Origin of the sequence: Actinomadura sp. 3N407, assembly GCF_052245875.1 — a bacterium.
GTDB lineage: Bacteria > Actinomycetota > Actinomycetes > Streptosporangiales > Streptosporangiaceae > Spirillospora.
The window spans coordinates 102,478-114,147 of record NZ_JBQQBP010000018.1 but is presented as its reverse complement, the minus strand read 5'-3'; the positions used below and the strand labels follow the sequence as shown (position 1 = coordinate 114,147).

Below are 11,670 nucleotides of genomic sequence, written 5' to 3'. Positions count from 1 at the left end.
TGTCATAGCTCACGCAGGCAAGCCTTACCTAACCTGGGCTTTCCCGTCCGGCCGGGGATCCGGCGCCGCGCGGCAGGACCAGCACCGGGCAGGGCGCGGATCGGACGATCTTGCCCGAGTTCGCCCCGAGGAAGACCTTGCGCAGCGGCCCGTCATGGCTGGACAGGCAGACCAGCACCTCGCCCGGAAGCATATCGACGGCGGCGAGGGCCTTGCCGATGCCCGTCCCGACGGTGGTCAACCGCTCCACCGGCATCCCGCCGCCGAACTGACCGGCGGCATCGCGGAGGTCCTCGTCGGCCTGGGCCACCTGCCGTTCCAGCACGCCCCCCGCGGTGTGGAACTTCGCCGCGAGCCCGGGCGGCCTCAGCACCATCGTGAGCAGCCGCATCGGGAGCCTCAGCGCCCCCGCGAACTCGGCGGCGACGGCCAGCGGGCCCTCGACGTCCCGGCGCCGCCAGTACGCGACGGTCATCCGTTCGAGCCGCCTCGGGGACCGGTGGGGCAGGCCCATGCCGGGGTGATGCGACGACCCGGCGGCGTATCCGCGCGGCGCGAGCATGACCGGAACGGGCGAACCGTGCAGGAGCTGGTCGGCGGTGCTTCCGATGGTGATCCGCCCGCGCCGTCCGCGCGGTGCCGAGCCGGCCACGATGAGGTCGGCGCCGACGTCCCTGGCGACCTCGATGAGACCGCGCCCGCTGCTGCGGTGGGCATGGGCGCGCAGGTCCAGGTCCGGCCTCGGCACCTGCAGCTCGCCGAGCCGCCCGACGGCCTCGGCGAGCGCCTCGTCCGCCTGCCCCTTGAGGTAGGCGACCCATTCGGCGTCGACGTTGCCGGGGCCGCGGGCGGGCCAGGCGGGCGGATGGACGTGCACGACGGTCACCGGCGCGTTCGCCGTCTTCGCGACCATGGCGGCCAGGGCCAGCGCGTCCTCGCCGCGCTCGTCGGGCGAGTAGCCGACGAGCACCCGCATGACCTTCGTCCCGCTCGTGTCGCTCGTGTCGTTCATGGTGTTCGTCTCGCTCATGGCAGCCCCCTTCCCGAGGACGCGGAAGCCAGGCGCGAACGGCGGCGCCCGTACAGGAAGTACGCGACCAGCCCGACGAGGATCCAGAGCAGGAACACCGTCCACGTCACGCCGCCGAGGCCGATCATCAGGTAGACGCAGAACGCGACGCCGAGCAGCGGCGTCAGGGGGAAGAGCGGCACCCGGAAGCTGCGCGGAAGCTCGGGCCGGGTGCGGCGCAGGACGATGACGCCGACGCTGACCAGCGCGAACGCGAACAGCGTCCCGATGCTGGTGGCGTCCACCAGCCGGCCGAGCGGGATCACCGCGGCGAGGATCCCGATGAACAGCGCCACGATGACCGTGTTGGCGACCGGCACCCGGCGTCCCGGGCTGACCTTCTTGAAGACGGGCGGGATGAGCCCGTCCCGCGACATCGCGAACAGGATGCGGGTCTGCCCGTACATGACGGTGAGGACGACGCTGGCGATGGCGATCACGGCGCCGAGCGACAGGATGATCGCCGGCCAGGTCTGCCCGGTGGCGGCGTCCAGCACCCGCGCCAGCGACGCCTCGGCGCCGCTCACGTCGAACCGCTCCCAGTGCATCGCGGCCACCGCGGCCAGCGCGACCAGCACGTAGATGACGGTCACGATGACCAGCGAGAAGACGATCGCGAGCGGCAGGTCGCGGCGGGGGTTCCTGGCCTCCTCACCGGCGGTGGAGGCGGCGTCGAAGCCGATGTAGGAGAAGAACACCCGGGAGCCGGCGGCGCTGAGGCCCGCCCACCCCATCGGCGCGAACGCGCTGAGGTTCTGCGACCGGAACGCGGTGAAGGCGACCCCGCAGAAGAACAGCAGCACGCCGATCTTGAGGAACACCATGATCGTGTTGGCGGTGGCGCTCTCCGACGCGCCGCGCAGCAGCAGGAGCGTGGCCAGCAGGACCACGATCACGGCCGGGATGTTGACGATCCCCCCGTCGCCCGGCGGGCTGCTGATCACGGCCGGGATCGTGAAGCCGGACGCGGCGTCGAAGAACGCGTTGAGGTAGGCGCCCCAGCCGACCGCGACGGCCGAGACCGACACGGCGTACTCCAGCAGCAGGCACCAGCCGCACACCCACGCGACCAGCTCGCCGAGCGTGGCGTAGGCGTAGGAGTACGACGAGCCGGACACCGGGATCGTCCCGGCCAGCTCGGCGTACGACAGGGCCGAGAACAGGGCGGTGACGGCGGCGAGGACGAACGACAGCACGACCGCCGGGCCGGCCAGCGGCACCGCCTCGCCGAGCACGACGAAGATGCCGGTGCCGAGGGTCGCGCCGACGCTGAGGAAGGTGAGCTGCAGCAGGCTCAGCGTCCGCTTCAGCTCGCCGCCCTCGCCCTCCCCGCCCTCGGCGACGATCCGCTCGACCGGCTTGGTCCGCAGGAGGCTGTGCGCGAAGGACCCGCGCGCGGTTCCGGCGGTCACAGCGTGCTCGCCAGCGGCCAGGTCGCGTTGGGGGTGACGATCGTCCCGGCGGTCCCGTCGAGGATCCGCACGCACTGGTCCAGCAGCCCGATCGCGGCCATGTCGCCCGTCCGCTCGACGAAGCTCGCGGCGGCCTCGACCTTGGGGCCCATCGACCCGGCGGGGAAGTCCACGGCCCGCAGCTCGTGCGGGGTCGTGTGGGTGATCTCCTCCTGGTCCGGGGTTCCGAAGTTCCGCATCACGTTCGGCACGTCGGTGAGGATCAGCAGCGCGTCCGCGTCCATGCTCTCGGCCAGGACGGACGCGGTGAGGTCCTTGTCGATCACCGCCTCGACGCCCTCCAGCCGCCCGACGTCGTTGCGGAAGACCGGGATGCCGCCGCCGCCCGCGCAGACCACGACCGTCCCGAGCCGCACCAGCTCCCTGATCAGCCGGGTCTCGATCACCCGCTGCGGCCGCGGGGACGGCACCACGCGGCGCCACAGGTCCCCGTCCTGCCGGACCGTCCACCCGTACTCGGCGGCGAGCTTGTCCGCCTCGTCCCGGTCGTAGACCTGACCGACGAACTTGGTCGGGTCCTCGAACGCCGGGTCCACCGCCGACACCAGCGTCTGGTTGATCATCGCCATCACCTGACGGCCGGGCAGCGCGTTCTGCAGCGCCTGCAGCATCCAGTAGCCGATCATGCCCTGGGTCTCGGCGACGACGGTGTCCAGCGGATACGGCCGGGTCAGGCCCGGGTCGTTGACGCTCTCCAGCGACAGCACCCCGACCTGCGGCCCGTTCCCGTGCGTGATGATCAGCTCGTGCCGCTCGGCGAGCGGCGCCAGCGACCGCACCGCCCGGTCGACGTTGGCGCGCTGCGGTTCCGCGTCGGGCGTCTCGCCCCGTTTGACCAGCGCGTTCCCCCCGAGCGCTACGACCACGCGCATACTTTCCTCCCCCTGCCCGGCTCAGCCGGGCGTCGCGACCATGACCACCTTGATCGTGTGCATCCGGTTCTCCGCCCCGTCGGAGACCGGCGAGGCGCCGCTGGACCTGCCCGGCTTCGGATCGGCCGCCAGACCGAGCAGGAACCCGAACTCCCCGGGCGTGAAGTCCGGTTCCCTGGGGAAGCCGCGGCCGCGAAGGTCGAACGCCATGCATCTCTCCCGTTGGTCGCGGCCGTCAGGCGTCCCGCTGGATCGGGCAGGTCATGCAGCGCGGCCCGCCGCGCCCCCGGCCCAGCTCGCTGCCGCGGATCGTGATGACGTCGATCCCGTTCGCGCTCAGATGGTTGTTGCTCGTCGCGTTGCGCTCGTAGGCGACGACCACGCCGGGCGAGACGGCCAGGACGTTGTTGCCGTCGTCCCACTGCTCGCGCTGGGCGGCGAACACGTCCTGCGTCGGGGTGAGCACCCTGACGTCGTCCACGCCGAGCGCCGCCGCGATCGCCCGGTACATGTCCTCCGGACGATGGTCGGTGATCTTCAGTTCCTTCTCGGTGTCGCCCGGCTCGACGGTGTGGGACGGCAGCAGGCCCAGCCCGGCGTAGGTGGTGAACACGCCGTGGTCGACCATCGTCATGACCGTGTCCAGGTGCATGAACGCCCGTTTCTGCGGCATCCGCAGCGCGACGATCCGGGAGCAGGAACCGGCGGCGAACAGCGACTGGGCGAGCATCTCGACCGCCTGAGGCTGCGTCCGCTCGCTCATCCCGACCAGGACGGCGCCGTTCCCGATGACCAGGACGTCGCCGCCCTCCAGCGTCGCCGGCGCCATCGCCGTGCCCCGGTTCCACACGTGGAACCCTCCCGCCGCGGGACGGTCGTAGCCGTCCGCGAACATCGGGTGCCACCGGTAGACCGCCTCCATGTTCACCGTCTCGCGCATCCGGGCCTTCTTGCGCATGGTGTTGATCGACACGCCGTCGTAGATCCAGCAGGACGTGTCGCGGGTGAACAGGTGGTTGGGCAGCGGCGGCAGGACGAACCCGTCCGGCCCGATCGAATGGAACGCGATGGACGCCGGCTCGGGCATCCGCTCCAGCATCTCCCGCTTGGTGATCCCGCCGATGAGGAACGAGGCCAGGTCCTTCAGGTCCATGGCGTCGAAGCAGTTGCGGATCGCGTCGGTGGCGACCGGGCCGAACCAGTGCGGGTCGACGACGGCGTCGAGGATGTGCTTGCGGGCCTCGGGGATGTCGATCGTCTCGCGCAGCAGGTCGAGCAGCAGGTACGTCCGCACGCCCTGCGAACGCAGCACGTCCTCGAACTCCCCGTGCTCCTCGACGGCCCGCCTGACCCACAGCACGTCGTCGAACAGCAGACCGGCGGCGTTGGACGGGGTGAGCCGCTTCAGCGACAGCTCCGGCCGGTGCAGCAGGACCGACCGCAGCCGGCCGGTCTCCGAATCGACATGGAACGGCATCCCCCACCTCCTCGGGGCGCGGCCACGGTGCCGCCAGGCCCCAGGCCGCCGGCGACCGCCCGGCGACAGGCGGTCAATTCCCCCGGCTCACGGGGCGAAACTGGGCGGATCCCGCCCCGGCTCACCGGATCCGCGTTCACCCGGCGGCTTTACCGGATCTTCACGGGCGGCACCGGCGGGACCCGGCGCGGGGCGGTCGTCCCCCAGATCTAAACTCGTCACCATGACACCCCCCGGAGACGGCGCCGTCGAGCTGGACTCGCTCGTCAAGCGCTACGGCGCGGCGACCGCCGTGGACGGCCTGTCGCTCAGCGCCGCCCGGGGCGCCGTCACCGCGCTGCTCGGCCCCAACGGCGCCGGCAAGACCACCACGATCGAGATCTGCGAGGGGTTCCGCCGCGCCGACTCCGGCGCCGTCCGCGTCCTCGGCCTCGACCCCGTCGCGGGCGGGCGGGCGCTGAAGCCGAGGGTGGGCGTGATGCCGCAGTCCGGCGGCGTTCCGGGGACGGCCCGCGCCGGCGAGTTCCTGCGGCTCGTCGCCTCGTTCCACGCCACGCCGCTCGACCCGTCCGCCCTGCTGGAACGGCTCGGCCTGACCGAGCACGCCCGCACCCCGTTCCGGCGCATGTCGGGCGGCCAGCAGCAGCGGCTGTCCCTGGCCGTCGCCGTCGTCGGGCGGCCCGAGCTGGTCTTCCTCGACGAGCCCACCACCGGGCTCGACCCGCAGGCCAGGCACGCCACCTGGCGGCTCATCGAGGAGCTCCGGGCCGCGGGGGTCTCGGTGGTCCTCACCACGCACAACATGGAGGAGGCCGAGCGCCTCTCCGACCACGTCGTCATCGTCGACCACGGCAGGGTCGTCGCCGAGGGCGCCCCCGAGGAACTGACCGGCGCCGAGCGGCAGCTGCGCTTCCGCGCCCGCCCCGGCCTCGGCCTGGAGGAGCTGCTGTCGGCGCTGCCCGCCGGCTGCGCCGCCAAGGAGTCGCCCGCCGGGCACTACCTGATCGAGGCGGACGTCCGGCCCGAGCTGCTGGCCACCGTCACCGCCTGGTGCGCCTCGCACGGCGTCATGACCGAGGACCTGCGGATCGAGCGCCGCACCCTGGAGGACGTCTTCCTGGAGCTGACCGGACGGGAGCTGCGCCCGTGACCACCCCGCACGAGGCCGCTCCGCGGAATTCCGCGGTTCTGGACTTCACCCCGGCACCGGCCGCCGTGCCGCTGCCGCGGATGATCCTCTCCCAGGCCGGCTACGAGTTCCGCACGACGCTGCGCAACGGCGAGCAGCTGCTGCTCACGCTGATCATCCCGGTGGTGCTGCTCACGCTGTTCAGCGCCACGTCCCTGCTGGACCTCGGCACCGGCCGCCGCGTCGACTTCCTCACGCCCGGCATCCTCGCGCTAGCGGTGATGTCCACGGCGTTCACGGGCCAGGCGATCGGCACCGGCTTCGAACGGCGCTACGGCGTCCTCAAGCGGCTCGGGGCCACACCGCTGCCGCGCGGCGGGCTCATCGCCGCCAAGACCCTCACCGTGATCGCGGTCGAGGCGGTGCAGGCCGTCGTGATCTGCGCGGTCGCGCTGGCCCTCGGCTGGCGGCCGCACGGCGACCCCCTGTCGGTGATCGTCCTGCTGCTGCTCGGGACGGCCGCGTTCAGCGGGTTCGGGCTGCTCATGGCCGGGACGCTGCGCGCCGAGGCGACCCTCGCCGCCGCGAACCTCGTTTACATCCTGCTGCTGGCCGCCGGCGGCGTCGTCTTCCCCCTGGACGAGTTCCCCGGCCCGGTCCGGACCGTCCTGGAAATGCTGCCCATCTCGGCGCTGGCGGAAGGCCTGCGCGACGTCCTGCGCGACGGCGCGGCGCTCCCGGGCGGGCCACTGCTCGTGCTCGCGGTGTGGGCCGTCGCGGGGCTCGCCCTGGCCGCACGGTTCTTCAAATGGGAGTAGTACATGGCACTCGCTGAGGCGCCCCAGTCGTTCGGCGGGGCGTCCCGGGCGGCGGGCCGTGCCCGGATCCTGTCGCTGGGGTCGGTGCCGCCGCCCGCGTTGATCCTGTTCGGCATCATCTCCGTGCAGACCGGGGCGGGCCTCGCCAAGCACCTGTTCGACCGGATGCCGCCGAGCGTCGTCGTGACGGTCCGGCTGCTGACGTCGGCGATCGTGCTGGGGTTCTTGGCGCGCAAGGCTCTGCGGACCGTCCTGCGCGACCACTCCCGCTCCAACCTCGCCATCGCCGCCTGCTTCGGGCTAGCGCTGGCGCTGATGAACTTCTCGATCTACCAGTCGTTCGCGCGGATCCCGCTGGGCGTGGCGGTGACGATCGAGTTCCTCGGTCCGCTGACGGTGGCGATCGTCGCGTCCCGGCGTCCCCGGCACGCGCTGTGGGCCGTCCTGGCGGGCGTGGGCGTCGTCCTGCTGGCCAGGGGCGGCGCCGGGGCCCTCGACCCCGTGGGCATCGCGTTCGCGCTCCTGGCCGGGGCGTGCTGGGCCGCCTACATCCTGCTCACCGCCGCCACCGGCGAGCGGTTCTCCGGCTCCACCGGCCTCGCGCTCGCCAGCATCGTCGGGACGGCCGCCATGCTGCCGATCGGCGTCGCGTCCGCCGGTCCCGCGGTGCTCGACCCGCAGCTGCTGCTGATCGGCCTCGGTGTCGGCCTGCTGTCGTCGGTGATCCCGTACTCGCTGGAGCTGGAGGCGCTGCGGCGGATGCCCGCCCGCGTCTTCGGCGTCCTGATGAGCCTGGAGCCCGCGGTCGCCGCGCTGGTCGGGATGGCGCTGCTCGGCGAGATCCTCACCGGACGCCAGTGGGTCGCGATCTGCTGCGTCATCGTCGCCTGTGCGGGCGCGACCCGTGGCCAGAAGGACCCGCCGGAGGCGCCAGAAGCATGAGCGGCAGCGAACCGGGGGGTGTGGGGGGTCGCCCCCCCACAAGCGTCAAGCATGAGCGGCAGCGAACCGGGGGGTGTGGGGGCGCCCCCCACAAGCGTCAAGCATGAGCGGCAGCGAACCGAGGGTGTGGAGGCGCGTCCCCACGAGTGTCGGGCGTGAGCGGTTGGCAGGTGCGTGTGGCAGCGTGGAAGGATCAGACCGCGAAGGTCATCAGCGAGGGGAGAGGAGCCGCCGTGATCGGCCGGACCGAGGATCAGGGAATACCGCCCGAGTTCTTCGAGGCGGGGTCGGCGTCGTTCGTCGACCTCCTGCGCCTCCACTCCCCCGAGCTGCTGCCCGTCAACCGGGTACCGCACGCCGGCGACCTTCCGGAACTGCCGCACGGCACCACCGTCCTGGCGCTGACGTTCCCGGGCGGGGTCATGATGGCCGGCGACCGGCGCGCCACCCAGGGCAACCGGATCGCCTACCGCGAGCTGGACAAGGTGCAGCGCGGCGACGAGTACTCCGCCGTCGCGTTCGCGGGGACGGTCGGGCTGGCGCTGGAGATGGTCCGGCTGTTCCAGGTCGAGCTGGAGCACTACGAGAAGATGGAGACCGTCCCGCTGTCGCTGCCGGGCAAGGCCCGGCGCCTCGGCGCCGTCATCCAGGCCAACCTCGCCCAGGCGCTGCAGGGCCTCGCCGTCGTCCCGCTGTTCACGGGGTACGACCCCGACACCGGCGAGGGCCGGATCTACACCTACGACATCACCGGCTCCCCGCAGGAGGCCCGCGACTACCACGCGGACGGTTCGGGCTCCCCGTACGCGCTGGGCGCTCTGAAGAAGCTCTACCGGCGCGACCTCTCCCTGGCGGACGCCGCGACGGTGTGCGTCCAGGCCCTCTACGACGCGGCCGACGACGACACCGCCACCGGCGGGCCCGACCCGGCGCGGCGCATCTACCCGACGATCGCGGTCGTCACCGACGACGGGTACCGGCGCCTGCCCGAGGACGAGGTGTCGGCGATCGCCGACGAGGTCGTCCGGGGCCGGATGGACAACCCCGGCGGCCCCATCGCGCCGCTGCGCTGACAACGCCGCCGATCACCGGGAACGTCGTACCGGGCTTCTAGACTCGGCCGTATGGCACGGGCTAACGACGAGGCTGCGGCCCTCATCCAGGAACTGGCCGATCTGCTGTCCATCACGGGCGGCGACGCGTTCAAGATCAGGGCGTACGAGAAGGCCGCACGGGCGATCGCGGGCCATCCCGACGACATCTCCGGCATGGACCTGGCCGGGCTGCGCACGATCCCCACGGTGGGCGAGGCGATCGCGAAGAAGGTCCTCGACTACACCACCACCGGCACGATCCGGCAGGTGGAGGAGCTGCGCACCCAGATCCCCGCCGGGGTCAGGGCGCTGACGGCCATCCCGACCCTCGGCCCGAAGAAGGCCCTCGCCGTCTATGAGGCGCTGGGCATCTCCTCGGTCGACGAGCTGGCGGCCGCGATCCGCGACGGCCGCCTGCGCGGCCTCAAGGGCTTCGGCGCCAAGACGGAGGAGAACATCCTCCACGGCATCGAGCTGCTGCGCAGCTCCGGCGAGCGGGTGCTGCTCGACGCCGCCGCCGGCGTCGCCGACGAGATCGTCGAGGTGCTGTCCGCGCTCCCCCAGGTGGAGCGGTGCGAACACGCCGGGTCCCTGCGCCGGATGCGGGAGACGATCGGCGACGTGGACGTCCTGGCCGCCTCCGGCGACCCGCACCCGATCATGGAGGCGTTCGCCGCGCTGCCGTTCGTCGCCGAGGTCATCGCGAGCGGCGACAAGAAGACCTCGGTCCGCACGACCAAGGGCCTGCAGGTCGACCTGCGCGTCGTCCCGCCCGAGTCCTGGGGGGCGGCCCTGCAGTACTTCACCGGGTCGCAGGCCCACAACATCCGCACCCGCGAGATCGCCGTGAAGGCGGGCCTGAAGCTGTCCGAGTACGGCCTGTTCCACGCCGAGTCCGACGAGCTGATCGTCTCTGAGACCGAGGAGGAGGTGTACGAGCGGCTCGGCCTGCCCTGGGTCCACCCCGCCCTCCGCGAGGACACCGGCGAGATCGAGGCGGCCCTGAAGGACGAGCTGCCCCGCCTCGTCACCGTCGGGGACCTGCGGGGCGACCTGCACAGCCACACCGACCTCACCGACGGCATCGCCTCCCTGGACGACATGGTCGCCGCCGCGCACGCCCGCGGCCTGGGGTACTACGCGATCACCGATCACGCGCCCAACCTGTTCATGCAGCGGATGACGGACGAGAAGATGCTCGCCCAGCGCGACCAGGTCGCCGAGCTCCAGCGCAAGTACCCCGGCCTGACGCTCCTGCACGGCACCGAGCTGAACATCGACCCGGACGGCGCGGTCGACTGGGACGCCGATTTCCTCTCCGGGTTCGACGTCTGCGTCGCCTCGGTCCACTCCCACTTCACCCAGGACCAGGACGCCATGACCCGGCGCCTCGTCCGCGCCTGCGAGAACCCCCACGTCCACGTCATCGGTCACCCCACGGCCCGCAGCATCGGCCGCCGCCCGCCGGTCGACGCCGACTGGGACGAGGTGTTCCGCGCCGCCGCCCGCACCGGCACCGCCATGGAGATCGACTCGTTCCCGGACCGCCTCGACCTGCCCGCCGACCTGGTCCGCCGCGCCAAGCGGTTCGGCGTGAGGTTCTCCGTCGACACCGACGCCCACTCCGTCGGCCACCACCGCAACATCCGCTACGGCGTCGGCACCGCCCAGCGCGGCTGGCTGACCCCCGACGACGTCATCAACACCTGGCCGCTGGACCGCCTCCGCGAATTCCTCCGCAAGCGGTGACGCGGCCCCCGGGTCCGCGGCCGCGTCAGGCGGGCTGGGGCGATTCGGTCTTCGGGGCGGCGGCCGGGGACGGTTCTACGGCGGGGACGGGGCCGCGGTCGCGGAGCGCGAAGAAGAGGCGGAACGCCGCGATCCACATCAGCACCGAGCCGAGCATGTGCAGGAGGACCAGGCCCTCGGGGACGCCCAGGGAGTACTGGACGTAGCCGACGGCGCCCTGGAGGACGATGATGGCGGTCAGCTCGTGCGCGCGGCGGCGCGCCGCGGCCGGGGCACCGGTGCGGTACAGGGCGATGACCACGATCACCGTCAGGGCCGTGGTGACCCAGGCCAGCACGCTGTGGATGCGGGCGACGTCGGTGATGTCGAAGCCGTACCGGCGGGAATCCGCGTCGCCCGCGTGGGGGCCCGTGCCGGTGACGACGGTTCCCGCGACGAGCACGGCGGCGCAGGCCACCAGGAGCGCGGCGGTGAGGCGGCGCGTCCAGGGGCCGGTGAGCCGCCGGGGCGGGGCGTCGCCCTCACCGGCGCGGATCCACAGGGCCACGCAGAAGACCAGCAGGGCCGGCGAGACGAGGAAGTGCAGGGACACGGCGGCCGGGTGCAGTTCGGTGAGCACCACGATCCCGCCGATGACGGCCTGCGCGACGACGCTCATCGGCTGGGCCAGCGCCCACCAGACCAGTTCCTTGCGGCGTGGCCGCAGCCGCAGCGCCGCGATGAACACCAGCAGGCCCGCGGCGAGCACCACGAAGGTGATCAGGCGGTTGCCGAACTCGATCGACATGTTGAGCACGTGGTGCTCGGGATTGTGGGTGGGGACGAGGCTGTCGCCGGAGCAGCGGGGCCAGTCGGGGCAGCCGAGCCCCGACTTGGTGACGCGGACGGCGCCGCCGCTGACGACGATCACCACGTTGCCGATGACGCCGAGGAGCGCGAGCAGCCGCAGCGACCTGGGGGTCGGACGCCACACGGCGTTCCAGATCCGGCGCGGGGGGTTGGACGACCGTCGCTCTGCCACGGCACCAATCGTATGGCCGGGCCCCGG

The 11,670-nt window shown here is 72.4% G+C and carries 11 protein-coding genes; 5 read left to right on the top strand and 6 right to left on the bottom strand.

The window, feature by feature from the left end; all coding sequences use genetic code 11:
* Positions 1-28: 28 nt before the first annotated feature.
* From ACTWPP_RS35175 to ACTWPP_RS35155, 5 genes are read right to left on the bottom strand one after another with little or no spacing between them, the layout of a single operon-like run.
* Positions 29-1,030: a universal stress protein gene (locus tag ACTWPP_RS35175; protein ID WP_443108728.1), complete on the bottom strand. Its 1,002-nt coding sequence runs from the start codon at positions 1,028-1,030 to the stop codon at positions 29-31.
* Positions 1,027-2,481 (bottom strand): amino acid permease, encoded by a 1,455-nt coding sequence (locus ACTWPP_RS35170; RefSeq protein WP_443108727.1) that lies wholly within the window; start codon positions 2,479-2,481, stop codon positions 1,027-1,029. The genes ACTWPP_RS35175 and ACTWPP_RS35170 overlap by 4 nt, the downstream gene beginning before the upstream one ends.
* Positions 2,478-3,413: a carbamate kinase gene (gene arcC, locus ACTWPP_RS35165; RefSeq protein ID WP_443108726.1), complete on the bottom strand. Its 936-nt coding sequence runs from the start codon at positions 3,411-3,413 to the stop codon at positions 2,478-2,480. The genes ACTWPP_RS35170 and arcC overlap by 4 nt, the downstream gene beginning before the upstream one ends.
* Before the next feature lie 21 nt (positions 3,414-3,434).
* The gene (locus tag ACTWPP_RS35160; protein WP_443108725.1) at positions 3,435-3,623 is read right to left on the bottom strand and encodes a hypothetical protein; all 189 of its coding nucleotides are present in this window, start codon (positions 3,621-3,623) and stop codon (positions 3,435-3,437) included.
* A 25-nt stretch (positions 3,624-3,648) separates the two neighbouring features.
* A complete protein-coding gene (locus ACTWPP_RS35155; protein ID WP_443108724.1) occupies positions 3,649-4,890 on the bottom strand; it encodes an arginine deiminase in 1,242 nt (413 codons plus the stop codon).
* Between the two features lie 223 nt (positions 4,891-5,113).
* On the opposite strand from ACTWPP_RS35155, the gene ACTWPP_RS35150 reads away from it, so the two are divergent.
* From ACTWPP_RS35150 to polX, 5 genes are all read left to right on the top strand, one after another.
* Positions 5,114-6,040: an ABC transporter ATP-binding protein gene (locus tag ACTWPP_RS35150; RefSeq protein ID WP_443108723.1), complete on the top strand. Its 927-nt coding sequence runs from the start codon at positions 5,114-5,116 to the stop codon at positions 6,038-6,040.
* 80 nt (positions 6,041-6,120) lie between these two features.
* The gene (locus ACTWPP_RS35145; RefSeq protein ID WP_443108826.1) at positions 6,121-6,837 is read left to right on the top strand and encodes an ABC transporter permease; all 717 of its coding nucleotides are present in this window, start codon (positions 6,121-6,123) and stop codon (positions 6,835-6,837) included.
* 3 nt (positions 6,838-6,840) lie between these two features.
* On the top strand, positions 6,841-7,779 hold the full coding sequence (locus ACTWPP_RS35140; RefSeq protein ID WP_443108722.1) for an EamA family transporter: 939 nt from the start codon (positions 6,841-6,843) through the stop codon (positions 7,777-7,779).
* A 233-nt stretch (positions 7,780-8,012) separates the two neighbouring features.
* Positions 8,013-8,852, top strand: coding sequence for a proteasome subunit beta (gene prcB / locus ACTWPP_RS35135; RefSeq protein WP_443108721.1), 840 nt, complete (start codon positions 8,013-8,015; stop codon positions 8,850-8,852).
* A gap of 51 nt (positions 8,853-8,903) precedes the next feature.
* Positions 8,904-10,622: a DNA polymerase/3'-5' exonuclease PolX gene (gene polX, locus ACTWPP_RS35130; protein ID WP_443108720.1), complete on the top strand. Its 1,719-nt coding sequence runs from the start codon at positions 8,904-8,906 to the stop codon at positions 10,620-10,622.
* Between the two features lie 25 nt (positions 10,623-10,647).
* Here the strand turns inward: polX and ACTWPP_RS35125 are convergent, their stop codons facing one another.
* Entirely contained in the window at positions 10,648-11,643 is a 996-nt protein-coding gene (locus ACTWPP_RS35125) for a COX15/CtaA family protein (RefSeq protein ID WP_443108719.1), read from the bottom strand.
* Between the last annotated feature and the right edge of the window lie 27 nt (positions 11,644-11,670).